This window comes from Kribbella polygonati, assembly GCF_050320105.1.
Lineage (GTDB): Bacteria > Actinomycetota > Actinomycetes > Propionibacteriales > Kribbellaceae > Kribbella.
Window position 1 is genome coordinate 6,132,852 of sequence record NZ_CP190129.1, and the last position, 25,874, is coordinate 6,158,725.

A 25,874-nucleotide genomic window follows, 5' to 3' on the forward strand; every position below is an offset into this window, starting at 1 on the left:
GGGTGACGTGAGGCGTTCGTTGGCGGTCCTGGTCGGGGTTTCGCTCCTGACCGTTGCGGGTTGCAGCAGCAGTAAGCCGGACAGCAAAGACACTCCGTCGGCCGTCAGCAGCACGCCGTCGTCCACACCTACCGTGGCGGCGCCCAAGCCGACGCCGACCGCGGTCGCGCTCTCGGTGCCGATGTACCAGCGGGCGTTGACGAACGTCGAGAAGGTCCTGAAGCCGGCCGTCGTCCGGGTGATGAACGCGCCGTCGGTGGCGGCGTTCGACGCCAGTCGCAAGCAACTCGCGGCCGCGGTGGTGATCGAGCGCAACGAGCTCGCGAAGATCACGCCGCCGAGCGGCCTGGTGTCCGCGCATCCCGCCGTACTGGACGCCTTCGACGCGTACGCCGGGGACGTGGCGACGCAGCTGAGCAAGGCCGGGGACACGAAGACCGGCTGCGGGTTCCCGAAGGCACCCGACGTCCGGCTGTACGAGGCGAAGAGCGGGATCCGGACCGCGTACGCGGGGCTGGCGCAGAGCGTGCAGCAGTCGATCGGCAAGGGCGTGAAGTTCGGCGCGGTGTCCGTACCGGCCAAGCCGGCCACCCCCGCGGTGATCGGCGGCCGCGGCGAGAACGGCGACGTGTTCCAGCGGTCCGGGTCGCGTGGTCCGGGGTCGCTGAAGATCGTCAACTCCGGAAACGACGTGGTGGTCGTCGTCACCACCAGCAACCCGCGCACGCCGGAGGCCTCGATCTACGTCCGCGCCAACAAGAGCGCGACCCTGAACGGACTCCGGAAGCAGGACTACTACGTGTACTTCAAGTCCGGGACGAACTGGGACGCGAAGAACCGCCGGTTCACCGAGAGCTGCGCCTACCAGAAGTTCGACGACATCTTCAGCGGCCAGTACGCGTGGACGGTCACGCTGACCAAGTCCCCGCTCGGCAACGCGCCGTCGTCCGAGACCGACGCCTTCTGATCCGGCTGCCCGGGGCGGATGAGATCCTGTGTCGATGCGGACGACGTACCGGATGCGGGCGGGACGATTCCTCGGGATCCTGGCCGCCGGGTTGATCATTCTCGGGGTGGCCGCCCTGCTCTGGGCGTTCGGCCTGCCGTCCGTCGCGGTGTCAGTGTTCGTCACGCTCGGCGGGCTGATCGCGCTCGCCGGGCTGTGGATCCTGGCCCGGCCGCCGAAGGTCGCGCGGCTGCGGGACCGGGAGATCGACGTCCGCGGCGTCAAGACCGCCTGGACCGACATCACCGAGGTGGGCCGGGTCGAGACCACGCACGGCGAGGCGATCGTGCTGCGCACCAAACACGCCGACCAGCCGATCCTGCTGCCGGTGTCCTGGCTGCCGCCGAAGCAGGTCGGCACGCTGGAGACCGCGCTGCGCGACAAGCTGAACGCGGCCCACGGGTACACCATCTGGGACGGGACTGCCGCGGAGGACACCGGCAGCGCAGAATGATCCGGTGCTTTCCTTCGACCTGTCGTACGACGAACTCCTGACCTACCCGGGCACGAACCCGCGGCCCGCGGACTTCGACGCGTTCTGGGACAAGGCGCTGCTCGAGCTCGACGAGCTCCCGGCCGACGCCAAGTTCGTCGACGCCGACGACTTCCCGCTGACCACCGGCGTGGCCCAGCACCTGTACTTCAACGGCACCGGCGGGTACCGGGTGCACGCGAAGGTGGTGCGCCCGGCCGAGCCGACCGGGCCCGCCGTACTGCTGTTCCACGGGTACGGCGGTGAGCAGCCGAAATGGGTCGACCTGCTGCCGTACGCCGCCCGCGGGTTCACGGTCGCGGCGCTCGACGTCCGCGAACAGGTCGCCTTCCGTACGCCGTCCCAGGCGCCGAACAGCTTCTCCCTGCACAACCACCTGGTGCACGGGCTCGACGACGGGCCGGACGGGCTGCTGTACAAGCACGTCTTCCTGGACACGCGCCGGCTGGCCGACCTGATCGGCGGACTGCCGGACGTCGACGCGGCCCGGATCGCGACGACCGGCTGGAGCCAGGGCGGCGGGCTGTCGCTGGTCGCGGCCGCGCTCACGCCGACGATCAAGTACACCGCGAGCGTGTACCCGTTCCTGTGCGACTACCAGCGCACGTGGGACCTGAACCTCGACACGGCGCCGTACAACGAGATCGTCACCTGGTTCCGGAAGCGCGACCCTCGGCATCTGCGGCAGGACGAGGTGTTCACCACGCTCGGCTACATCGACGTGCAGCATCTGGCGTCGCGGATCCGCGGCGAGGTGACGGTGTTCGTCGGGCTCGAGGACCAGATCTGCCCGCCGTCGACGCAGTTCGCGGCGTACAACAAGATCGGGTCGGTGAAGGAAGTCCGGACGTACCCCGACTTCGGCCACGACGACCTGCCGGGCGCGCACGACGACATCTACCAGCTGATCGGCGCGAAGCTCTAGAGCAGGAACCAGTAGTTCTCGGTCGCTCCTTGGGTGGCTAGGCCGCCGCCCAAGGAGGTGTAGAGCGTGCGGGCCGCCTTGTTGTGGGCGCCGGTGGTGAGGAACATCTTCGTCGCACCAGCTTCGCGACCCGCGCGGATGAACGCCTGGGTCAGCTCCCGCCCGATCCCCTTGCGACGGTGCGCCTCGGCGACCTCCAACTGATGGAGGTACAGCATCGACGTACCGTCCGGGCGGGCGAGCTGGGAACCCCAGCACCAGCCGGTGATCTCGTCGCCGTCGGTGGCCACGAACAGCAGCGTTCCTGGGGTTTCGAGGTAGTCGGGGCCAGCCTCGGCATTCATGAAGGTGCGGGTGGCACGGGCGAGCAGGGCGCTGTTCGGGACGGTGATCATGCGGGTGTTCGCCATCCCGCCAACCTACGTCAGGCGCCGTCCAGCAGGGCCTGGTGAATCTTCGTCAGCGCCTTCATCAGTTGCGCTCGTTCGGTCTTCGTGAGGGTCGCGGTGATCCGGTCCTCCAGCTGCTGCCGCTCCGCCTCGATCGGCCCCTGCAGCGCCTGCCCGGCCGGCGTCAGCCAGAGCCGGACGAGCCGGTTGTCGCGCGGATCCGGACGCCGTTCGAGCAGGCCGGCCTCGGCCATCCGGGTCGCCAGCTTGGTGACCGCGGGCGTGGTCACGTTGACGCTCGCGGCGATCTCCCCCGGCGTACGGCCGTCCTTCGCCCACAGCGCCGCAAGCAGATGATCCTGCCCGAGCCGCAGTCCATGGCGTTGTACGGCGTTGTCGGCGGCGGCGCGCAGCAACTTGGACGTCCTGCTGTGCAGCTCCAGGAACTCGGGCACCGGCGTACTCCTTGACCACTAGATCGTTTACCGGTTAACGTTCTTCCGAAATCGTTAACCGGTAAAGGAGTTTGCCATGCTGCTGGTCACCGGCGCCACCGGACACGTCGGCCGGGCCCTCGTCGACGAGCTCAACCGGCGCGGCGCCGCGTTCCGCGCGCTCGTCCGCACCCCCCGCCCGGATCTGCCCGCCGAGCAACAGCTCGGGGACCTCGACGGGCCGCTCGACCTGCGCGGCGTCGACAAGCTCTTCCTGCTCGTCCCCGGCACCGGCCTCACCCACACCACGAACGTCGTCACCGCGGCCCGCACCGCCGGCGTACGACGGATCGTGTACCTCTCGTCGTACGCCGTCCTCGGCGACCCGGTCCCCGCGATGGGCCGCTGGCACCACGAACGCGAGCAGCTGATCCTCGGATCGGGGATCCCGGCAACGTTCCTCCGGGCGACCGGGTTCATGACCAACACCACCGACTGGCTGCCGACGATCCGCGCCGGCGGCTACGTCCTGGACCCGATCGGCCCGGGGCGGGCGGCACCGGTCGACCCGGCGGACATCGCGGCGGTCGCGGCCGCCGTACTACTGGAGGATGGCCACGAACCGTGGTACACGATCACCGGACCGGAGACGCTGACACTCGCGGAACAGGTCGCGATCCTTGGCGCATCGATTGGCCGCACCCTCGAAGTACGACCGATCGAAACACCCGAGGACGCGGTACGTTTCCGCTATCCAGACGGCGCGCCACCGGAACTCGCGGCCGCGATTGTCGAAGGCCTGCAGCTGATGCGCGCGGACACCGTCGGCCTGCGAACGGACGTCGTACGGCGGGTTACAGGACGGGAACCGCGAACGTACGCGGAGTGGTGCTCGGCGCATTCGGACGTATTGGGCAAGGGATTCTGACAGTAGTCACAGCAGTGAAACTTGCTCACAGCTGTGGACAGTAACGGTGGGTAGTAGTACTTTTGCTTTCTGTTGGAGGTTTCGGGAACCGAGAACCCGATGCCGACGACAACGAGCAACGGCGTATCGAGACGCCGTACCGAGTGCTCACCCGCAGGATCAGATCCGCGCGCGGCGGTGCTTCCGAGGCCCGCCTGCCTTTCGCACTCCGCGAACTTCCCTTGGTCGCGAAACCCCCTTGTCCGCAAGGGGTTTGCACGGACGGCCCGACCCGAACCGGGCGGCCGACTGACCAGACGGGATCACGGGGATGGCATCGACGACTGAGGTTGCCCCAGGCAACCGCGTGCGAAACGGCTGGCCCGGCTTGGGCCGGGTCGCCCGCCGCACCCTCGTCGCCGTCGGCCTGGGCACCCTAGCCGCCCTAGCCCTAACCACCACCGCCCAAGCCACCAACACCCCCACCCCCTCCCTGTCAATCCACGTCAACCTCCACCCCGAACCCACCAACGTCCACCCAGCCAACACCCCGTCCGGAGCCACCCGCCTCCACCCCGGATCCGCCAACACCCACGCCGGACCCACCGACCACCGCCCAGGCCCCGCCAACACCCGCTCCGGACTCGCCGGCCTCCGCCCAGGCCCTGTCAATATCCAGTCCGGATCCGTCGACCTCCGGTCCGGATCCGTGGGCGCCCAGGCTGGATCCGTCGGCTCCCGATCCGGGTCCGTCTGGCTGCAGGCCCCCGGTCACTCCGGCCGGGATGCACAGCTGCCGGCCGTCCGGCTGCCGAGTACCCGCTCCGCACCGCCGACGCCCTCACCGTCGGCCCCCGCGTCGAGCCACCACTCCGCCCCGGACGGCCCGGCAGCTGTGACCCACCGCAACCCCCCAACCTCCGCCAAGGCCGCCCACCCCACCCACTCCCCGGCCCACCCCGCCACCACGCCCAAGAACCACCCCACCCCGAGCCACACCCACCGTCCACTCGCCAAACCCCAACCACCAACCACACCCCACCCCGCCACCACCTCCCCCCGCGCTCACCAAACCGCGCACCCCATCTCCGCCCCCAAGCCCCGCCCCCTCACCATCCCGACAGACCAACCCCGCCCTCTCGCCCACCCCGCCACAGACCAGGCCCGTCCCCTCGCCCACACCCGCACCATCGCCGCAGACCAGGCTCGCCCCCTCGTCCCCGCGAACCCGGACCACCCACTCACCACCGCCGGTCGGGACCAGGTTCGCCCGCTCGCCCACACCCCCGGTACGAACCCGGACCGCCCAGACACCCCCGCCACCATCGCGGACCTCGCCGGTCCCCTCGCCGACACCACCAGCTCGTCCGCGACCCGCCCTCTCGCCACCACCGCGATCGCGCAGCCGGTCTCCCGCGCGGTTGACGACCTCGAACAAGCGGTCCTGGAAACTCAGCTCGCTGCCAACACCACCCGCCAGGGCCTCGGCAAGCAGACCGCCGGCCACATCACCAGCCCGGTCCGCAACAGCCAGCCCGTCGCCGGCATCCTCCGCCCAGTCCTGAGCGAGCGGGTCACCACGGGGATCAGCCGCCCGGCCTCGAGCGAGTCGGTCGTCACGAGCATCACCCGCCCGGTCCTCGGCAGCCCAGTCGTAACGAGCATCACCCGCCCGATCCTTAGCGAGCCAGGCATCACGAGGATCACCCGCCCGGTTCTCAGCGGTCGGGCCGTCGCGAGCCTCACCACGCCGGTCAGCCCGGCCCTCGCAGGCATCTCCAAGCCCGTCCTCGACAGCCGGGTCCTCACCGGCATCATCCGCCCGGTCCTCGGCAGCCCGGTCGTCCGCAGCATCACCAAGCCAGCGCTCGGCGGCCCGGTCGTCTCGAGCATCGTCAAACCGGTCCTCAGCGGCCCGGTCGTCTCGAGCATCGTCAAGCCGGTCCTCGGCAGCCCGACCGTCTCGAGCATCGTCAAGCCGGTGCTCGGCAGTTCGGTCGTTTCCGGTGTCACTCGGCCGGTGCTGGGTGGCGAGGTTGTCGGGGACCTCACCTCCCCGGTGCTCGGCAGCGATCTCGTCACGAGCGTTGCGCGGCCGGTGCTCGGGTACCCCGTCGTACGCGAGCTGCCCTCCGACCCCACCACTGAGCCGGCACCGACCGACGACCCGACCACCCCGCCGCCCCTCACCCCCGCCACCGACCCGACGGCCCAAGACGCAAACGGCCAGCCCGACCACACCTCCGCGCAGGACTACCCCGCCGGCTCGCGGATCGCCGTACCCCCGGCATTCCAGCTCGCACCCGCAACCACCCCCGCCGGCACCACGGCCCCGGCCGGCCAACCGGCCTCGTCCCGTACGACCAGCACCACGTCGTACGACCAGCTCGGGACCGGCGACGCGGAGCTCGGTATTGGCGGATACCGCGGCAGCAGCGTGCCGGTCCCGGTACCCGGCCCGGGGAGCCTCCCGAGCCCGTCCACCACCGGAGCCCCTTCGGACGGTGGATCGGCGCAGCTCGGTGGAGGCCCCGGGCCGCGGGCGTCCGAATCGCCCGCCTCCGATCTTCCCGGCCTGCGCCGGCGCGGTGTTGTGGCCGCCGCCGACTGGCAGCTGCCGGGCGCCCCGACCTTCGAACCGGGGAGTTCTCCCGACTGAGCGGTGACCCGTGCCGGACCTGTTCCGGCGTACGAGTCCACGCGGCGGAACAACCGCCGTACACCCTCAGAAACGGGGAGAAGGAGATGACAAGCCAGCTCCATCGGAGCGTTCGAAGAGTGGCCGGAGTGGCCGTCTTCGCCGGCGGCGTGATTGCCCTCGGCGCAGGCGCTGCCCAGGCGGACACCGGACGTTCCACACAGCCCGACCCGGCGTCCGGCGTACTCCAGACGGTCGGCGGCATCCTGGGCGACACACTGAACGGAAACAGTGGCCGATCCATTGCTCCGGGGGAACCTCACCCCGCGGAGCGCCCCGCGGTGACCGGTACGGTCGGCGTGCAGGGCAACGGAGACGACCATTCGATCACCGTCGGGACCCGGCAACGGCCCACGGTGCAGTCCTCGCGTACGCCGCGCCATATCGCGGTCGACGCACCGGCGAAGGCCGACGGGTCGGGCCCTCCGAAGGGTGATTCGGGTCGTCCGACGCACCTGAAGACCGACACGCCGGCACGGACCGACGGGTCGACGCCTCGATCCAACGGCAAGTCCCGCGCGGCGAAGCAGGCGGCTCTCAAGTCGTCGGCCAAGCCGTCGGGCGAGCGGTCGGTCAAGCCTTTGGTCGAGCGTTCGGTCAAGCAGGACCAGGGCCGCGGCTCTGGTACGACGGGCACCTCGGACGGCCTTCTCGGTGGCCGCTCCGGACGTACTGCCCCGACGTACCGGATCCCGGTCGACACACGGCACGCCGTACGGACCGGAGGCCTTCTCGATGGCCGCCGCGTCGCGACGAACGGCGTACCCAACCCGGCGAAGGGCCTGACCGGCGACATACCGTCGACCGGCTCGATCCCGACGCCCGCGGACGCGGCAGGCCTACTCGGTGGCCTACCCGCCAACACCAACACGCTGGGTGCGGTCGGCACCCCGCAACAAGCAGCCAACGCCATCACAGGCCAAGGCTCGCCGCTGAACACAGCAACTACTGCCGTCGGGAACGGCGGTTCGCCGCTCAGCGCAGCAACTGGTGCCGTCGGACGCGGCGGCTCGCCGCTGAACGCGGCAGCTGGTGCTGTCGGGAACGGCAGTTCGCCGCTGAACGCGGCAACTGGTGCTGTTGGGCGTGGCGGTTCGCCGTTGGGTACGGCGACGGGCGTGCTCGGCGGTGCTGGTCCGATGAACGCGGTCAACGGCGCCACCTCCGGTGGTCCCGGCCGCATCGTCGGTACCGTCACCGGCGGCCCGAGCAGCATCGCCGGCAGCGCTGCCGGCGGTCGTACGCCGCTCGGCACCACGGGTGCGCCGATCCACAACACACCGGCCGGTTCGGCCACGGGCGGCACTCCCACCGCCCGGCAGAGCTGCGGTACTCCGTCAGGAGCACCCGGGACCTGCGAGTACAGGTACGCCACAGACCAGTCCTCGTCGTCCCAGCAGACCTCAACAGCCGTCTCGACCCAGCAACAGAACGGTTCCGGAAGCTCTGCAGGTAGCCCGCTCTGGGTCACCACCCAGGACTACGGCACCTCCGCAGGCGACACCAACAACCGCGGCAGCTACGACGCCTCAGCCGGCTCGCAGCAAACCTCCACCGCGGTCTCCACCCAGCAACAAAACGCCTCCGGCAGCTCTGCAGGTAGCCCGCTCTGGGTAACCACGCAGGACTACGGCACCTCCGCAGGCAACACCAACGCCCGCACCACGGGCCGCGGCGGGTACGACTCGTCGGTCGGGTCGCAACAGACCTCGACCGCCGTCTCCACCCAGCAACAGAACGGCTGCGGCTCCTCCGCAGGCAGCCCGCTCTGGGTAACCACCCAGGACTACGGCACCTGCGCCGGCGAGCAGTCCACAACCGGCAACAGCCGCAGCGGGTACGACAGCTCGGTGGGGTCCCAACAGACCTCTACCGCCGTCTCCACCCAGCAACAGAACGGCTGCGGCTCCTCCGCAGGTAGCCCGCTCTGGGTCACCACCCAGGACTACGGCACCTGCGCCGGCGAAGCTCGTGGGACGACCGGCGGCAACGCCGGGCGCGGTGGATACGACAGCAGCGTTGGGTCGCAGCAGACCAGCACGGCTGTTTCCACTCAGCAGCAGAACGGGTGCGGTTCGTCTGCAGGTAGCCCCTTGTGGGTCACCAGCCAGGACTACGGCACCTGCGCCGGCGAAACCAGCGGCGCGACCGGCAGCGCCGGACACGGTGCGTACGACTCGTCTGTGGGGTCGCAGCAGACCTCCACAGCCGTGTCCACCCAGCAGCAGAACGGGTGCGGTTCGTCTGCAGGTAGTCCGCTGTGGGTTACCTCGCAGGACTACGGCACCTGCGCCGGAGAGTCCAACGGCTCAACCGGTGCCGGGCGGGGCGGGTACGACAGCTCCGTAGGGTCTCAGCAGACCTCCACCGCTGTCTCCACCCAGCAACAGAACGGCTGCGGCTCCTCGGCTGGTTCCCCGCTCTGGGTCACCAGCCAGGACTACGGCACCTGCGCGGGCGAGGCGAACGGCTCGGGTGGTGCCGGAAACGGCACCGCCCGGGGCGGGTACGACAGCTCCGTCGGTTCTCAGCAGACGAGCACGGCTGTCTCCACCCAGCAGCAGAACGGCTGCGGGTCCTCGGCTGGTTCCCCGCTCTGGGTAACCACCCAGGACTACGGGACCTGCGCGGGTGAGGCCAACGGCGCGGCCGGTGGCAACGCCGGGCGTGGTAGGTACGACAGCAGCGTTGGGTCGCAGCAGACCTCGACTGCTGTCTCCACGCAGCAGCAGAACGGGTGTGGCAGCTCTGCAGGTAGCCCCTTGTGGGTTACCTCGCAGGACTACGGCACCTGCGCCGGGGAGACCAACAGCCCGGCCGGTGCCGGGCGGGGCGGGTACGACAGCTCCGTCGGGTCGCAGCAGACCAGCACCGCCGTCTCCACCCAGCAGCAGAACGGGTGCGGCAGCTCTGCAGGTAGCCCCTTGTGGGTTACCTCGCAGGACTACGGCACCTGCGCCGGGGAGACCAACAGCCCGGCCGGTGCCGGGCGGGGCGGGTACGACAGCTCCGTCGGGTCGCAGCAGACCAGCACCGCCGTCTCCACCCAGCAACAGAACGGGTGCGGCAGCTCTGCAGGTAGCCCCTTGTGGGTTACCTCGCAGGACTACGGCACCTGCGCCGGGGAGACCAACAGCCCGGCCGGTGCCGGGCGGGGCGGGTACGACAGCTCCGTCGGGTCGCAGCAGACCAGCACCGCCGTCTCCACCCAGCAACAGAACGGGTGCGGCAGCTCTGCAGGTAGCCCCTTGTGGGTTACCTCGCAGGACTACGGGACCTGTGCGGGCGAGTACGGAAGCGGGACCGCCGGTGGTGACACCGGCGGTACCCCCGCGGGTGCGGCGGTGGGGTCGCAGCAGACCTCTACCGCTGTCTCGACGCAGCAGCAGAATGCATGCGGCAGCAGCGCGGGGTCTCCGCTCTGGGTGACCACCCAGGACTACGGGACCTGCGCAGACGCTCACGGAAACGGGACCGCCGGTGGTGACACCGGCGGTACCCCCGGGGCGGGTACGGCGTCGCAGCAGACGGCTACTCCGTTGTTCATGTCTCAGCAGAACGCGTGCGGCTCGCAGTCGGGTTCGTTGCTGTGGACAACCTCTCAGGACTACGGGACCTGCTCCGCGGCGGACGCGAACTCCGGTGAGGTCCCCTCGCAGCAGACCAGCACGCTGGTCGGCGGGATGCAGCAGAACGCGTGCGGCAGCACGATGTACACGCCGCTCTGGGTGAGCACCCAGGACTACGGCACCTGCGGCAGCACAACGCCCAATCAGCCGGGCAACCCGGGCAAGGGCACGGTGACCACCGGTACGCCGACCATCAACGGCAAGCCCGCCGCCCAGAAGCCCGGTCCGAACGTGAAGCCGGGCGACAAGACCACCGTGAGCATCCCGGTCAGCAACACCGGCAAGGACCCTGTGAACAACCTCCAGGGCACCTCCAGCACGGGCACGATGACATGCGGCAAGTCGACCCTGAAGCCGGGCGAGTCCACTACCTGCACCACGACGTACACCGCGAAGCCCGGCGACCAGGGCGTCCAGTACGCCGTCACCGGCACCTCCGGCAGTACGCCGGTCTCCGCCACGGGCACCGTCTACTACCACGCCCAGCAGCCGGGCAAGGTCACGACGGGTACGCCGACCATCAACGGCAAGCCCGCAGGCCAGAAGCCCGGTCCGCGGCTCGACCCGGGTAAGCCGGCGACCGTCACCGTCCCGGTCAGCAACACCGGTGACACACAGGTCACCAACCTCAAGGGCACGTCCAGCTCGGGCCAGATGAGCTGCGGCAAGTCCGCCCTGAAGCCAGGCGAGTCCACGACCTGCACGCTGACCACAACGAGCACCCCAGGCAACCAGGGCATCCAGTACGCCGTCACCGGCGATAGCGGCAGCACCCCGATCGCCACCACCGGCACCGTCTACTACCAAGGCAAGAAGCCGACCGCCGGGACAGTCACCCCCGGTACGCCGACCATCAACGGCAAGCCGGCCGGTCAGAAGCCCGGCCCGAACGTGAAGCCCGGCGATAAGACCACCGTCAGCGTCCCGGTCAGCAACACCGGAGGCACGACGGTCAACGGGCTTACGGCAACCACCCCGCGGGGCGCGATGACGTGCGGCAAGACGAGTCTGCAGCCAGGCGAGTCCACGACGTGCAGCATGTCCACAACCGCAGGCCAGGGCAGCCAGAACATCCCGTATGTCGTCAACGGCACAAGCGGCACCACCCCCGTCACCGCGACGGGCACAGCGCACTACCAGGGCAAGAAGCCGGCCCCGGGCAAGCTGACGACCGGTACGCCGACCATCAACGGCAAACCGGCCAACCACAAGCCAGGCCCGAACGTGAAGCCCGGCGACAAGACCACCGTCACCGTCCCGGTCAGCAACAGCGGGGACACCCCCGTCGACAACCTGCACGGAACGTCCAGCAACGGGACCCTGAAGTGTGGGGCGACCAGCCTGCAGCCAGGGCAGTCCACCACCTGCAGCACGACGTACACCGCGAAGCCCGGCGACCAGGGCATCCAGTACGCCGTCAACGGGACCAGCGGAAGTACGCCGGTCTCAACCACGGGCACCGTGTACTACCAAGGCAAGAAGCCGACCCCCGGCAAGCTGACAACCGGTACGCCGACCATCAACGGCACGCAGGCCGACCACAAGCCCGGCCCGAACGTGAAGCCCGGCGACAGGACCACGGTCACCGTCCCGGTGACCAACAGCGGTGGTACTGAGGTCGCAGGGCTGAAGGGCAGCACTCAGCACGGCCAGATGACGTGCAGCAAGAGCAATCTGCAGCCTGGTGAGTCGACCACCTGCACCGTGTCGAGCACTGCGGGCAGGGGCGACCAGGGCGTCGCGTACACGGTCAGCGGCACCAGCGGGACCTCCCCGGTCAGCACGACCGGTACGGCGTACTACCGGACGCCGGGTAAGGCGGGAATCACCGTGGGCAGGGCGACAGTGGGTGGCAAGCCTGCCGGGCAGCGGCCTGGGCCGGCGGTGCGGCCGGGAGACAGGACCACGGTCAGCGTTCCGGTGACGAACACCGGTGAGACCGGGGTCAGGAACCTCGCGGCGAGCACTCCGCAGGGACGGATGGCGTGCGACAAGACGAGCCTGAAGCCGGGTGAGTCGACCACGTGCACGATGTCGACCACAGCAGTCCAGGGCAACCAGCAGGTGCCGGTGAAGGTAACGGGCATCGCGGGCAACGCTGAGCCGGTTGCGAGCGGCACCACGGCGTACTACAGCACCAGCAAGGACCGCTCTGCGATTACGGTCGGTCGGCCGGTGGTGAACGGGAAGAGCGCTTCCGGGAGGCCTGGGCCGCGCGTTACGCCGGGTAAGCCGGCGACCGTGGTCGTACCAGTGCGCAACACCGGGAGCACGCGGGTCAGCAACCTCACCGCGAGCACCCCGGGCGGCCGGCTGGCATGTGCCAAGAGCACCCTGCGGCCGGGAGAGTCCACTACCTGTACGGCGACCACCACGGCGCAGCCTGGTACGCACAACGCGACCTTCACGGCCAGCGCGACCGGGCCGGACGGCAGTACGACGTCCGCCGCGACCACGGCGTTCTACACCGGCGCAACCACCTCCAACGGCACAGCGTCTGGGAACAAGAACCAATTGGTGATCGGCCGTCCGACAGTCAGCGGCAGGACCACCGACTCCGGCGTACTCGTGCCGGTCACCAACACGACCAACCACCGCATCGACAACCTCGGCGGTACGTCGGACCGCGGCCGGCTGGTCTGCAAGGACCGCTCGCTCGCAGCGGGTCAGTCGACCCTCTGCTGGCTGGGTACGCGCGCAGCCACCGGGCAGCAGGCAGTCCCGGTGTCCATCACAGGCGTCTCCGCGACGACCGGCAACGGCGTCGTGGCGACTGGTGTGGTCCGCTTCCGCGGCAGCACCACCGCACTACCCAGCACCAAGAGTCAGGTCACCAAGAAGCCGGTCGGACCGGTCCGCGCCGGTGGTGGAACAGGGGCCACCACCGTCGACGGTTGGCTGCTCGGCATCGGCCTGCTGACTCTGTTCGGCGCAGTGCTCCTCACGGCACGCCGGCGTCCGAGCGAGTCCTGACCAAGGAGATCAACTCATGACAAGGAGGATCCGCGGTGGTCGCGGAGGCGTGATCGCCTCCGCGGCCGTCGCCGGCCTGGCCACGCTCGTCGTACTGGTGATGAGCCTGGGCCCGACTGCCACCGGCCCGATGGCGATCACGCCTGACGCGGCCACGCCAACGCCGACGCCAGCCGCCGCTCCAACCAGCGCACCACTCGGCTACTCGCCAGCCACCTACCTGTCGGTCCCCAGCCTCGGAATCCGCACCAGTCTGGTCCAGCTAGGGACAACCAAGGACAAGAAGGACATCCAGCTACCACAGGTGGGCAAAGCAGGTTGGTTCCGCCTCTCAGCGGCACCCGGCCAGCAGGGTATTACCGTGCTGCTCGGCTACATCAGGCACTCAAAGACCGAGCCTGGCGTCTTCGTACAGCTGGCAAAGCTCAAACCAGGCGCCCAGTTCGCCGTACGCCGAGCAGACGGCCGCACGGCGTCGTACAAGGTCAGCGCGGTCGCCTACTACCCGCAGGGAAAGCTGCCCGCGGCCACCGTCTACAAGCGGACAACACCGTCAGAACTACGGCTGATCACCTGCGGCGGCGCGCTGAAGCCGAACCAGCCCGCCGGCAACGCGGTCGTCACCGCCCACCTCATCTCCACGAAGTAGGCGCCCATGCACCCACGTGTGATTCCGCTGGCGCTGGCGGCCGTAGGCGTCGCCTGTGTCACCGGAGCCTTTGCTTTCCACAGCCCAGAGCCGCCATCCACAGCCCCACCACCGCAGTTATCCACAGCCAAGCCCACGACTCCAGCCAAGCCCATCCCGAGCTCCGTCCCGGTCAGCCTGCAGATCCCCAAGCTCGGAGTCACCACCAAACTCGCCCAGCTCGGCCTCAACGACGACGGCACCATCGAAGTACCGCCGTTCAACCACCCCGAGCTGGCCGGCTGGTACCGCTACTCGCCGGCGCCGGGCAGCATCGGCCCGGCTGTCATCGTCGGGCACGTCTACGTCACCGGCCGCGGCCCGGGCGTGTTCCGTCACCTCACGGACCTCCGCCGCGGCGACACGGTACGAGTCACGCGCGCGGACCGTCGTACGGCGGTGTTCACCGTCGACAACGTCGCGCAGTACCCGAAGTCCGCCTTCCCCACAGCGCTCGTGTACGGCGACATCGACCACGCGGGGTTGCGCCTGATCACCTGCGGCGGGACGTACGACGGCGGCTACCCGGACAACGTTGTCGTCTACGCAACCCTGAAAAACTTGCCGAAAGTACCGTCATGATTGCCTGGCGCAACCGTCTCACCGGTGCGGGGACTCGGACCCCGTGGACGTGCGTGCGGACCGACCTCCGCCGTCGTCCGGTGCCGGGCAGCTCTCCAAGGGAAGCTGCCCGGCGCCATCTCACGTAGTTTCCAGTAGCTCCGCAGCGCCGGCCTGGTGAGGCATGGTCAGTACTGCGCAGCCGCCTTGTCTAGTTCGCTTCTTTCGTCGCCCAGTAGTGCCACTGCGGGGAAGCGACTGGGGAGCGGGCCAGGCCGTCCGGCCAGGTGGCCGGCAGGTCGTGACTCCGTGCCGCGTACAGGATCACCTCCGATGCGGAACGGTCGCCGCGGACGGTCACCCGGGCGGCGGTCTCGGCACGCATGTCGGCGAGGTAGTGGACGGCGGGCAGGAACTCGGCGCTCAGCCGCGCGCTGAGCCGGCCGACGGGTTCGTCGTCGAGCCGGATCTCGACCACGATCCGGTGCCGGTCCTGGATGCCGTCCTCCTCCTCGATCGCGTGCATGGTGGCGTACGCCCAGCACTCGCCCTCCGGACGGAAGAACGGTGCCAGTACGTCGGGATGCACCTCGCTGCCCGGGACCACGATGCCGCTCCCGGGCGGTAGCAGGTGAAAGCTGCCTGGCGGGGGCAGGTTCACCGGCACCAGCATGTGCGGCTGCCCGAGGGCGATCGCCACGCTGGCATGGAACTCGGTGCCCTGGGTGCCTCTGCGCTCCCAGTCCGCCGGTTCCCATTCGCTGACCCACAGGTGACACGGAACCCGCGGTTGCAGGCCCTGTGCGATCAGCTCCGACAGCACCGGGTGGTACCGGTGCGCGTCGTCCCTCGGCAGATAGCCGACCACCTTGCCCTCGACCCGGACGGCGATCGACCGTGGGTCGAAACGGTTGTGCGGTTCCGGGACGAGGTCCGCCTCGGTGTCCAGATCTGCGCCACGCGCCGGGATGGGGTCCGGGAACAGGCTACGGATCGCCTGCTCGTGCGGGGCCTCCCGCACGACCTCCTGACCACACCACAGGGCGTCTCCCCACAGACTGAACGGAATCAGTCCCATCTGTGCCCTCCAGTCCTCACTGACACGCTTCACCCGGCTCATCCGATCCAGGGCCCTGGTCGTTACACCGAGTGAGCGTATGAAAACTAGACTGCCCCGTGAAGGGCCGTTTCACGCATGGTGCAAGAGTCTGAAACGCAAAAGGAATCCCGTCGTCCGGACTCTGGACGCGGATCGTCTTGGGCAGCGAGCGAATCGGCGAAGATCGTGCAGATGCACGGGAAGGAACGTCATGCAGGGCAGCAGTTCAGTCGCTCGATCGACGGTTGACGCCGGTACGATCGAGGCCGCGGTCAAGCGCTTGGACGGCGTCGCCGTCCGGACCCCGTTACAACGCAATCTGCGCCTGTCGGAGCGCACCGGCGCCGAGGTCTGGCTGAAGCGCGAGGACCTGCAGATCGGGCGCTCGTACAAGCTCCGCGGCGCCTACAACCTGATCGCGCAGCTCGACGACACCGCCAAGGCGGCCGGCGTGGTGTGCGCGAGCGCGGGCAACCACGGTCAGGGGCTGGCGTATTCGTGCCACATCCTCGGCGTCCGGGGCAAGGTGTACGTCCCGCGGACGACGCCGCGGCAGAAGCGGGACCGGATCGCCGCGCTCGGCGGCAAGCAGATCACGGTGATCGTCACCGGTGACACGTACGACGACGCCGCCGCGGCCGCCTCCGCGGAGGGTGCGGCGAGCGGCGCGACGATGGTGCCGGCGTTCGACGACCCGCGAACCGTTGCGGGGCAGGGGACCGTGGCCGTCGAGCTGGTCGAGCAGCTCGGCCACGCGCCCGACGTACTCGTGGTCCCGGTCGGCGGCGGTGGTCTCGTTGCAGGGGTTGCAACCTGGATCCAGGAACGGCATCCGGGCGTCCGCATCGTGGGCGTCGAGCCGGGTGGCGCGGCGAGTATGGCGGCGGCGCTGGCGGCCGGTACGCCGGTGACGCTGCCGCAGCTGGACAGCTTCGTCGACGGCGCCGCCGTACGCCGGGCCGGCGACGTCACGCTCCCGCTGGTACGGGACGCCGGTGTCGAGCTGATGTCGGTGCCCGAGGGGCTGGTCTGCTCGGAGATGCTCGCGCTGTACCAGACCGACGGGCTGATCGCCGAGCCCGCGGGCGCTTTGTCGACAAGTGCCCTTGGCAACGGTCTCGACGTACGTCCCGGGGAGACCGTGGTCTGCCTGCTCTCCGGCGGCAACAACGACGTCAGCCGGTACGGCGAGATCCTCGAGCGCTCGCTCGTGTACGAAGGGCTGAAGCACTACTTCCTGGTGACGTTCCCGCAGGAGCCCGGCGCACTCCGCACGTTCCTCGACGAAACCCTCGGCCCGGACGACGACATCACCCTGTTCGAGTACGTGAAACGCAACAACCGCGAAACCGGCGTCGCCCTGGTAGGCATCGAGATCAGCACCCGCGACGACCTCCCGGGCCTCCTCACCCGAATGGAAGCCGCCCCCCTCGACATCGAACAGATCAACCCGAACTCCCCGGAGTTCAGATACCTGATCTGAACTCCGGGGAGCCCCAAGGCTCAGACGAGGCCGCGGCGGGCGGCCCAGACGATGGCTTCGATGGCGGTGCTGAAGCCGAGGCGGTCGCAGATCAGCCTGGTACGGCGACGCACGGTCCGCTCGGACAGGTCGAGGCGCCGGGCGACGCCGTCGACGGGCAGTCCGGTGGCGAGCAGACGGAGCAGTTGCAGGTCGTCGTGGCTGATCTCACGCGGCGGCACCCGGCGCGCCACCGGTCGAAGTTCCTGGGGGAGGACGGTCATGCTGATCACCTGGTTCCGAAGACCCGGGACTCGGCGGCGTCCCAGTCGGCCGGTTTGCCCTGCGGGGCGTAGCGCCGCAGAGAATGGGTGGACCGGACCAGGGCGCGCATCGCGGCCAGGTCCGGGAGGGGCTCGCCGAGGGCACGAGCCTGAACGAGTACGTTGCCGAGCGCGGACGCCTCGACCGGCCCGGCGAGGACCGGTACGCCGCACGCGTCGGCAGTCAGTTGGCAGAGCAGCTCGTTCTGCGAGCCGCCCCCGATCACATGCAGTACGTCGACGTCGCGGTCGGCGATCGTCTGCGCGGCGCGGAGCGTACGGCGATACGCGAGCGCCAGACTCTCGAGGATGCAACGGACCGCGGCGCCCCGGGTCCGCGGTGGTTCCTGCCCGGTCCGTCCGCAGTGCGCGGCGACCCGCTCCGGCATGTTGCCGGGGGCAAGAAATTCGGGGGCGTCAGGGTCGATCAGCACCGCGAACGGCGGGGCTTCGGCGGCGGCGCGGAGGAGGTCGTCGAGGTCGTTGCCCCAGACCCGTTGGCATTCCTGCAGGATCCACAGGCCCATCACGTTCCGGAGGAACCGGACGCGGCCGTCGACACCGCCCTCGTTGGTGAAGTTCGCTTCCCGCGCCTCGTCGGTCAGCACCGGCGCGTCGAGCTCGAGCCCGACGAGCGACCAGGTCCCCGAGGAGATGTAGGCGAACCGATCGCCACTGGCAGGCACCGCCACCACAGCAGATGCCGTGTCATGCGACCCCACCGCAATCACCGGAATCCCAGGCGCCAGCCCGGTCTCGTCTGGCAGCACGCTCCCGATCGTGTCCCCCGGTTCACGCACAGCAGGAAACACCCGCCGAGGAAGCCCCAGCCGGGCGATCAGCTCTTCACTCCAGTCCCGGGCCGACACGTCGTACAGCTGGGTCGTGGATGCGTTCGTCCGCTCCACCCCGATCTCACCCGTCAGCCAGTACGCCAGCAGATCCGGGATCATCAGGAACGTCTCAGCCTCACGGACCGTCCCGTCGGCAACCAGTTGGTAGATGGTGTTGAAGGGGAGTTGCTGGAGCCCGGTGATCGCGTACAAGTCCGTTGCCGGTGCCTGCGCGAGTACCTCCGCCATTACGCCGTCGGTACGCGAGTCGCGGTAGTGCACAGGATTGCCGAGCAGACGACCCGCCTGATCGAGCAGGCCGTAGTCGACCGCCCAGGAATCTATGCCGATGCTGTCGAGCGAACCGGCCAGGTGCAGGCCGTCCAGGACTGAGCGGTAGAGGTGCAGGATGTCCCAGTGGAGCGTCCCCCGCACCCGGACAGGGCCGTTCCAGAAGCGATTCAGTTCACGAAGCTGGAGTACGCCGGGACCGACCTCGCCGAGCATTACCCGCCCGCTCGAGGCGCCGAGGTCCACCGCGGCGATCCGCTTCACAGGGACACCACCGTCAGATCGAGCTTCAACAGATCCGCGACAGCCGCCAGGTCAGCAGCCCGGTGCCCGGTCCCGAGCGCCCAGTGATGCGCCACCCCCGACGCCGACCAGGCGTCGGTCCACTCGCCCGGATCGCACCCGAAGTCGACCCGCGACGTGGTGTTCCCGATCCGCAGCAACGGCCCCGGTACGACGGTCCCCTCGGACGCGATCAGCGTGAACGTCCCGTCCCGCCGCTGCCCCATCCCGCACAGCGTGACCGGCCCCGGCTGTACGTCGAACTCGACCGACACGCCCCACCCGCGCTTGCCGTGGTACACGCCGAGCCCACGCAGCAGAGGTTTCCGCGCCGAGATCGCCAGATGCGCCGGCCCGTCGTGCCCCATCTCGACCACGTTGTCCTCGAAGTTCAGCGCCTGCAGCTCGGTGAACGACCCGCCGGCGCCGAGCCGGTCCATCACCAACATCGCCAGCGACGTCCGCAACTCGTACTCGCCGGCGGCCGGCACACCCCTAGCCGTCAGCAACGACGCGCCGAGGATCATCCCGGCCGCGACCCGTTCATGGGTCTCGCCGTCAAGCCCACGGTGGTAGTACGCCAGCGAATCAAGGGAAAAGTCCTCGACCAACCGATCCAGCGCCACCGACACCGTCGCGCCCCACCGGAAGTCCTCGGTCTTCACCGACTCGTCCAGCGTGAAGATCTCCCGGGCCAGCTCCATCCGGGCGGTCGTCTCGGCGTCGGTCACCTTCTCGACCCGCACCCGCAGGTCGTCGATCTCCAGCACCTCGACGTGCCCGCCGAGCTGTGCGGACACCAGCGTCGGATCGGTGATCACGTCCATCATCCCCGGATACACATGCCCGAGCAGGCCGTGCCGCCCGTGCCGCAACGCCGCCCGTACGCCGGCCGACCGGATCCACCGGTCGATCCGGGTCCAGGCCCGCTCGTCCTCCAGGTACCCGGAGACCGAGCGGAAGTCGATCCCGCAGCGCTCGAACGCGTTCGCCATCTCGGGCAGCGGGCACGCCCCGCAGTACGCGAGCCACGCGCCGGTGTCGAACGACGCGTGGTCCATCGACTCGGTCGGCTGCAGGTTCAGCAACAGCACGGGCGATCCGCTGCGCTGGGCAACCGGTACCAGCATCGAGGCAGTCATGTACGTCGTGAGGAACCCGACGATCAGGTCGCAGTCGGCCGCCCGCAGCTTCTCGGCCGCGACGGCGCCCTCCTGCGCGTCCGAGATGAACCCGACGTCGACCACCTCGCAGTCGAGCGCCGCGAACCGCTCGGACACCCGCCGCGCGGACGCCTGCAGCTGCGGCAGCAGCTCCGGGAACTGCGGCCAGTACGCACCCAGCCCGCCGGCCACCAGACCGATCCGGGTCCGGCGGGGCGCGATCCGCTCGAGCTGGGTCATCCGTCGGCTCCTAACGCAGGAACGCGGCAGCCACGCCGGCGTCGACAGGCACGTGCAGGCCGGTGGTGTGCGTGAGCTCTCCGCCGGTCAGCGCGAACACCGCGGCCGCGACGTTCTCCGGCAGCACCTCACGCTTGAGCAGGGTCCGCTGCGCGTAGTACGCACCGAGCTCTTCCTCGGGTACGCCGTACACCGCGGCCCGCTTCGCACCCCAGCCGCCGGCGAAGATCCCGGAGCCACGGACGACGCCGTCGGGGTTCACGCCGTTCACCCGGATGCCGTGTTCGCCGAGCTCGGCGGCGAGCAGCCGGACCTGGTGCGCCTGGTCCGCCTTCGCGGCGCCGTACGCGACGTTGTTCGGGCCGGCGAACACCGAGTTCTTGCTGGAGATGTAGACGATGTCGCCGCCGAGGCCCTGGTCGATCAGCACCTTCGCGGCCGCCCGCGACACCAGGAACGAGCCCTTGGCCATCACGTCGTGCTGCAGGTCCCAGTCGCGTTCGGTTGTCTCCAGCAACGACTTCGAGATCGACAGGCCGGCGTTGTTGACGATCAGGTCGACGCCGCCGAACGCCAGCACGGCCTCCCGCAGCGCGGCCTCGACCGCCTCCGCCGAGGACACGTCCGCGGCCACCGCGACCGCCACGTCGGTCGAGCCGATCTCCTTCGCGACCGCCTCGGCCGCTGCCTGGTCGAGGTCCGCGACCACGACACACGCGCCCTCGGCCGCCAGCCGCTGCGCGATCGCCTTGCCGATCCCGGACCCGCCGCCGGTCACGAAGGCCACCCGCGTGGCCAACGGCTTCGGACGAGGCATCCGCTGCAGCTTCGCCTCCTCGAGCGCCCAGTACTCGATCCGGAACTTCTCCCGCTCGTCGATCGGCGCGTACGTCGACACCGCCTCGGCGCCACGCATCACGTTGATCGCGTTCACGTAGAACTCGCCGGCCACTCGAGCGGTCTGCTTGTCCTTACCGAAGGAGAACATCCCCACCCCCGGCACCAGCACGATCGCCGGATCCGCCCCCCGCATCGCCGGACTGTCGGCCTCGGCGTACGCGTTGTAGTACGCCTCGTAGTCCGCACGGTACTGGGTGTGCAGCTCCTTCAACCGGGCAGTGCATTCGTCCACCGACGCCGACGGCGGCAGGTCCAGTACGAGCGGCCGGACCTTCGTACGAAGGAAGTGGTCCGGGCAGGAGGTGCCCAACTGGGCGAGCGAATGGAGTTTCTCGCGCGACAGGAACTCGAGTACTGCCTCCGAGTCGTTGAAGTGGCCGACCTGTGGCTTGTCTGTTGACGCAAGCCCACGGATGAAAGGCGCGAGGGCGGCTGCCTTCGTACGGCGTTCTTCCGCCGCGAGAGGCTCGTGGACCAGTGCGCCGAAGGGTTCGGGTACGCCGCGGTCGGCGAGGAACTGTTCCGCGGTACGGATGATCTCGAGGGAGTTGGCCTCGCACTGCGCCGAGGTGTCGCCCCAGGCGGTGATGCCGTGGCCGCCGAGGATGCAGCCGATGGCCTGCGGGTTCTCGCGCTTGACGGCCGCGATGTCCAGGCCGAGCTGGAACCCGGGCCGCCGCCACGGCACCCACACCACGCGGTCGCCGAAGCAGTCCGCGGTCAGCTTCTCGCCGTCCGCCGCGGTCGCGAGCGCGATCCCGGAGTCCGGGTGCAGGTGGTCGACGTGCGGTGCGTCGACGAGCCCGTGCATCGCGGTGTCGATCGACGGCGCCGCGCCGCCCTTGCCGTGCAGGCAGTAGTCGAACGCGGCGACCATCTCGTCCTCCCGGTCCACGCCCGGGTAGACGTCGACGAGCGAACGCAACCGGTCGATCCGCAGCACAGCCAGCCCCGCCGGCGTCAGCGTCCCGAGATCACCACCGGATCCCTTGACCCACAACAACTCAACAGAGTCCTGGGTCACCGGATCGGTCGCCTTACCTTTCGCCGACGTGTTGCCGCCGGCGTAGTTGGTGTTGCGCGGATCGGCACCCAGCCGGTTGCTCCGCGCAACCAGTTCGGCAGCGGTGTCGGTCACTGTCATGCTCCCCATCCGGCTTGCTGACCGCCTTGACGGTCCTTGGTGATCTGATCGAAGTACCCGCTGCGCTTGTACGCGGCGATCGGGTCCGCATCCAGGCCCTGCGACTCGCGCAGTTCGGCGAGCAGCGGGCGGACGTCGGTGTTGTACGCGTCCATCAGCGCGGCGTTCGCACCGAGTACGTCGCCTTCCTGCTGGGCCTTCCGCAGTACGTCGCGGTCCACCAGCAGCGCCTTCGCGGTGGCCTCCTGGACGTTCATCACCGAGCGGATGATCGCGGGGATCTTCTCCTCGATGTTGTGGCACTGGTCGAGCATGAACGCGATCCCGGCGGCCGGGTCGAGCGCGTCGCCGCGGACGATCTCGTTCATGATCCGGAACAGCTGGAACGGGTCCGCCGCCCCGACCATCAGGTCGTCGTCGGCGTAGAACCGGCTGTTGAAGTCGAACGCGCCGAGCTTCTTCGCCCGCAGCAGGAACGCCACGATGAACTCGATGTTGGTCCCCGGCGCGTGGTGCCCGGTGTCGATACAGACCGTTGCCTTCGGCCCCAGTTCCAGGCAGTGCGCGTACGACGTACCCCAGTCCGGCACGTCCGTGGTGTAGAAGGCCGGCTCGAACAGCTTGTACTCGAGCAGCATCCGCTGGTCGTCGCCGAGCCGGTCGTACACCTCCCGCAACGCCTCCGCGAGGCGCTCCTGCCGGTCCTGGATGTCGTCCTGGCCCGGGTAGTTCGTACCGTCGGAGAACCACAGCTTCAGGTCCCGCGACCCGGTCTGATCCATGATGTCGACGCACTCGAGCAGATGGTCGGTGGCCTTGCGCCGTACGGCGGGGTCCGGGTTCGTCACGCTGCCGAGCTTGTAGTCGTCGTCCTGGAAGACGTTGCTGTTGATCGCCCCGAGCCGTACGCCCTGCTCCTTCGCGTACGCCGACAGCGCCGCGTAGTCGTCGACCTTGTCCCAGGGGATGTGCAGCGCCACGCTCGGCGCGACGCCGGTGTACCTGTGGACGACGGCCGCGTCCGCGATCTTCTCCTCCGGCGACCGCGGGACGCCGGGCTGGGTGAAGACCTTGAACCGGGTGCCGGAGTTCCCGAACGCCCACGAGGGCAACTCGATCTCCTGACGGCTCAGCGCGTCCTTCGCGGCATCGGGTGTCATGGTCAGTTCTCCTTCAGGTGGAAGATCTCGGGCAGCAGCAGGAACGATTCGTCGGGCGGCCGGCCGTCGATCCCCTGGAAGAACTCGGTCATCTGCGCCTGCCAGCGGGTGTTCACCTCGGTCGCCGCCATCGCCTGCTGCGCCGCCTCCAGGTCCTCGGACTCGACGTACCCGACCAGCAGGCCGTCGGCGCGGAGGAACAGCGAGTAGTTGTGCCAGCCGGACTCGCGCAGCGCTGCCTGCATGTCGGGCCAGACGTTGCGGTGCCGGTCGACGTACTCGTCGAGGCGGTCGGGCCGGACCTGCAGGCAGAAGCAGTAACGATTCACGGCGGCACCTCTGCTGTGGGCGGTCTGTGAAAGGTTTCAAGAGCGTGCCTTGACGCTAAGCGGGCGTACGGGTGGGCGTCAAGGGCCTGCCCAGCTTTTACGTCCGATTGCGGACCGTCGGCGCGGAGATTCCGGCGAAACCGGGTATCCTTCGGCAGCTAACACGTTTCAAGTGCGCAGGGAGGTGGCGGTCCGTGGACGATGCGGAAGCCTTGCCCGAACGCACCCGCCGGCGGCCGGCGCCGAAGCCGCACGCGGCCGGCGTGAAGGCGGTCGCGGCCGCCGCCGGGGTCTCGCTCGGGACCGTGTCGAACGTGCTGAACCGGCCCGAGGTGGTCAGCCCGCTGACCCGGGCCAAGGTCGAGGCCGCGATGGCCTCCCTCGGTTTCGTCCGGAACGAGTCCGCCCGGCAGTTGCGCGCCGGGTCGAGCCGGATCCTCGCGTACCTGATGCTCGACGCCGGCAACCCGTTCTTCACCGACGTCGCGAAGGGCGTCGAGGAGGCGGCCCAGGCGGCCGGGCTGTCGGTGTTCCTGTGTACGAGCAGCGAGGACGCCGACCGCGAGGCGGCGTACCTGGATCTGCTCGAGCAGCAGCGCGTGCAGGGCATCCTGATCACGCCGATCGACCAGCACTCGTCCCGGCTCCGCAAACTGCCGTCCCGCGGTACGCCGGTCGTGGTCGTGGACCGGACCCTCGACGAGGCCACGCACTGCTCGGTCGCGGTGAACGACGTACTCGGCGGCGAGCTGGCGATCTCGCACCTGCTCGAACTCGGCCACGAACGGATCGCGTACGTCGGCGGGCCGAATACGCTCGGTCAGGTCGTGGACCGGCGCGACGGCGCCCGGCGCGCGCTGCGGACCGCCGGGAAGCCGATCACCGACCTGATCGAGCTGACCACCGGCGCGCTCACCGTCGCCGAAGGCAGGGGCGCAGGGCAACGACTTGCCGGACTGCCCGCGGACCGCAGGCCGACCGCCGCGTTCTGCGCGAACGACCTGCTGGCATTGGGTTTGCTGCAACAGTGCGTGAGCCTCGGCCTGCGCGTCCCGGAGGACCTGGCGATCGTCGGGTACGACGACATCGAGTTCGCCGAGGCCGCCGCCGTACCGCTGACGTCGGTGCGGCAGCCGCGCCAGCTGCTCGGCCGGACCGCGGCGGAGCTGCTGCTGGACGAGTCGTCGAACCCGGACCACGAGCACCAGCGCGTCACGTTCACGCCGGAGCTGGTCGTCCGGACCTCAACGCGCGGGACTATCTAGGCCGTACGCCGCCAGGAACACGTCGGCCGCCCGGTCGGCAAGCTTGTCCAGCTCGTCGTCCTTCGGCCGCTGACGGGTGCCGGCGAACATCGCGCGGTTCATCGGCTTGTACATCACCAGCCCGGCGAACTGGTACGCCACCAGCGTCGGGTCGTCGAGCTGCTTGAGCAGGCCGCGGTCGCTGAGTTTCGTCAGCGCCTCACCCAGCGCATCGAGCGACTTCTCGAAGCCGCTGGTGAACCACGCGCCGCAGACCTCCGGGAAACGGTCCGCTTCGGCGATCACCAGCCGCCGGAGCTGCAGCACACTGTCCGCGGTCAGGCTCTGCAGCAGCCGATGCGCCAGCGCCCGCAGGGCCTCCCGGGCGTCGGCCGCGTTCTCGAGCGTGTCGACGTACGCCTGGAAGAGGCCGTCCAGCAGCTGGTCGCTGGTGCCGAGCACGATCTCGGCGAACAGGCGTTCCTTGTTCTCGAACTGCTTGTAGACGGTCTGTTTGGAGACGCCGGCCTTGGCGGCGACCTCGTCCATGCTCGCGCCGAGGTACCCGTGCTGGAGGAACACCTCGGTGGCGGCGGCCAGGATCGCGCGGCGTTTGCGGGGCGTCCGTCCCTCGGTCTCCGGCTCCATGACGAAACCATACTAGACAGTCCAGTTCTCTGCGCAGTACTGTACGGTCTAGT

At 69.4% G+C, this 25,874-nt stretch carries 20 protein-coding genes; 10 read left to right on the forward strand and 10 right to left on the reverse strand.

Going from position 1 to position 25,874, the window contains the following annotated elements:
- Positions 1-7: 7 nt before the first annotated feature.
- The 3 genes from ACQHIV_RS29025 to ACQHIV_RS29035 are packed head-to-tail and all read left to right on the forward strand — an operon-like array spanning position 8 to position 2,424.
- Positions 8-967: a hypothetical protein gene (locus tag ACQHIV_RS29025; protein ID WP_427886960.1), complete on the forward strand. Its 960-nt coding sequence runs from the start codon at positions 8-10 to the stop codon at positions 965-967.
- 34 nt (positions 968-1,001) lie between these two features.
- A complete protein-coding gene (locus ACQHIV_RS29030) occupies positions 1,002-1,460 on the forward strand; it encodes a hypothetical protein (protein WP_427886962.1) in 459 nt (152 codons plus the stop codon).
- Between the two features lie 4 nt (positions 1,461-1,464).
- Positions 1,465-2,424, forward strand: a complete 960-nt coding sequence (locus ACQHIV_RS29035; protein WP_427886964.1) for an acetylxylan esterase — start codon at positions 1,465-1,467, stop codon at positions 2,422-2,424.
- Here the strand turns inward: ACQHIV_RS29035 and ACQHIV_RS29040 are convergent.
- Both ACQHIV_RS29040 and ACQHIV_RS29045 read right to left on the reverse strand, forming a co-directional pair.
- The gene (locus ACQHIV_RS29040; RefSeq protein ID WP_427886966.1) at positions 2,421-2,834 is read right to left on the reverse strand and encodes an N-acetyltransferase family protein; all 414 of its coding nucleotides are present in this window, start codon (positions 2,832-2,834) and stop codon (positions 2,421-2,423) included. The two genes, ACQHIV_RS29035 and ACQHIV_RS29040, sit on opposite strands and share 4 nt — an antisense overlap.
- A 14-nt stretch (positions 2,835-2,848) precedes the next feature.
- The gene (locus tag ACQHIV_RS29045; protein WP_427886967.1) at positions 2,849-3,268 is read right to left on the reverse strand and encodes a MarR family winged helix-turn-helix transcriptional regulator; all 420 of its coding nucleotides are present in this window, start codon (positions 3,266-3,268) and stop codon (positions 2,849-2,851) included.
- Between the two features lie 76 nt (positions 3,269-3,344).
- On the opposite strand from ACQHIV_RS29045, the gene ACQHIV_RS29050 reads away from it, so the two are divergent.
- From ACQHIV_RS29050 to ACQHIV_RS29070, 5 genes are all read left to right on the forward strand, one after another.
- Positions 3,345-4,175 carry an NmrA family NAD(P)-binding protein gene (locus ACQHIV_RS29050; protein ID WP_427886969.1) on the forward strand — a complete coding sequence of 277 codons (831 nt, stop codon included), beginning with the start codon at positions 3,345-3,347 and terminating at the stop codon, positions 4,173-4,175.
- A gap of 874 nt (positions 4,176-5,049) precedes the next feature.
- Positions 5,050-6,813, forward strand: a complete 1,764-nt coding sequence (locus tag ACQHIV_RS29055) for a hypothetical protein (protein WP_427886971.1) — start codon at positions 5,050-5,052, stop codon at positions 6,811-6,813.
- Positions 6,814-6,899: 86 nt separating this feature from the next.
- Entirely contained in the window at positions 6,900-13,454 is a 6,555-nt protein-coding gene (locus ACQHIV_RS29060) for a hypothetical protein (protein ID WP_427886973.1), read from the forward strand.
- A 16-nt stretch (positions 13,455-13,470) separates the two neighbouring features.
- A complete protein-coding gene (locus tag ACQHIV_RS29065; protein ID WP_427886975.1) occupies positions 13,471-14,103 on the forward strand; it encodes a class F sortase in 633 nt (210 codons plus the stop codon).
- 6 nt (positions 14,104-14,109) lie between these two features.
- A complete protein-coding gene (locus ACQHIV_RS29070; RefSeq protein ID WP_427886977.1) occupies positions 14,110-14,724 on the forward strand; it encodes a class F sortase in 615 nt (204 codons plus the stop codon).
- Positions 14,725-14,914: 190 nt separating this feature from the next.
- Here ACQHIV_RS29070 and ACQHIV_RS29075 read toward each other — a convergent pair whose 3' ends face one another.
- On the reverse strand, positions 14,915-15,781 hold the full coding sequence (locus tag ACQHIV_RS29075; protein ID WP_427886979.1) for an HIRAN domain-containing protein: 867 nt from the start codon (positions 15,779-15,781) through the stop codon (positions 14,915-14,917).
- Positions 15,782-16,013: 232 nt separating this feature from the next.
- On the opposite strand from ACQHIV_RS29075, the gene ilvA reads away from it, so the two are divergent.
- Positions 16,014-17,285: a threonine ammonia-lyase IlvA gene (gene ilvA, locus ACQHIV_RS29080; protein ID WP_427886981.1), complete on the forward strand. Its 1,272-nt coding sequence runs from the start codon at positions 16,014-16,016 to the stop codon at positions 17,283-17,285.
- Positions 17,286-17,305: 20 nt separating this feature from the next.
- On the opposite strand, the gene ACQHIV_RS29085 is transcribed toward ilvA, so the two are convergent.
- From ACQHIV_RS29085 to ACQHIV_RS29110, 6 genes are read right to left on the reverse strand one after another with little or no spacing between them, the layout of a single operon-like run.
- Positions 17,306-17,548 carry a LuxR C-terminal-related transcriptional regulator gene (locus ACQHIV_RS29085; RefSeq protein WP_325036210.1) on the reverse strand — a complete coding sequence of 81 codons (243 nt, stop codon included), beginning with the start codon at positions 17,546-17,548 and terminating at the stop codon, positions 17,306-17,308.
- Positions 17,549-17,553: 5 nt separating this feature from the next.
- Complete coding sequence (locus ACQHIV_RS29090; RefSeq protein ID WP_427886982.1) at positions 17,554-18,975, reverse strand: rhamnulokinase; 1,422 nt, start codon at positions 18,973-18,975, stop codon at positions 17,554-17,556.
- Positions 18,972-20,396 carry an arabinose isomerase gene (locus tag ACQHIV_RS29095; protein ID WP_427886984.1) on the reverse strand — a complete coding sequence of 475 codons (1,425 nt, stop codon included), beginning with the start codon at positions 20,394-20,396 and terminating at the stop codon, positions 18,972-18,974. Before ACQHIV_RS29095 ends, ACQHIV_RS29090 begins: the two co-directional genes overlap by 4 nt.
- A 10-nt stretch (positions 20,397-20,406) precedes the next feature.
- The gene (locus tag ACQHIV_RS29100; protein WP_427886986.1) at positions 20,407-22,440 is read right to left on the reverse strand and encodes a bifunctional aldolase/short-chain dehydrogenase; all 2,034 of its coding nucleotides are present in this window, start codon (positions 22,438-22,440) and stop codon (positions 20,407-20,409) included.
- Positions 22,437-23,600, reverse strand: coding sequence for an L-rhamnose isomerase (rhaI, locus tag ACQHIV_RS29105; protein WP_427886987.1), 1,164 nt, complete (start codon positions 23,598-23,600; stop codon positions 22,437-22,439). The genes ACQHIV_RS29100 and rhaI overlap by 4 nt, the downstream gene beginning before the upstream one ends.
- 2 nt (positions 23,601-23,602) lie before the next feature.
- Positions 23,603-23,929, reverse strand: a complete 327-nt coding sequence (locus tag ACQHIV_RS29110) for an L-rhamnose mutarotase (protein ID WP_427886989.1) — start codon at positions 23,927-23,929, stop codon at positions 23,603-23,605.
- A 194-nt stretch (positions 23,930-24,123) separates the two neighbouring features.
- Between ACQHIV_RS29110 and ACQHIV_RS29115 the strand changes: the two genes are divergently transcribed.
- Entirely contained in the window at positions 24,124-25,194 is a 1,071-nt protein-coding gene (locus ACQHIV_RS29115) for a LacI family DNA-binding transcriptional regulator (RefSeq protein WP_427886991.1), read from the forward strand.
- Here ACQHIV_RS29115 and ACQHIV_RS29120 read toward each other — a convergent pair.
- Positions 25,174-25,821 (reverse strand): TetR/AcrR family transcriptional regulator, encoded by a 648-nt coding sequence (locus tag ACQHIV_RS29120; RefSeq protein ID WP_427886993.1) that lies wholly within the window; start codon positions 25,819-25,821, stop codon positions 25,174-25,176. The genes ACQHIV_RS29115 and ACQHIV_RS29120 overlap by 21 nt on opposite strands.
- Positions 25,822-25,874: the final 53 nt, after the last annotated feature.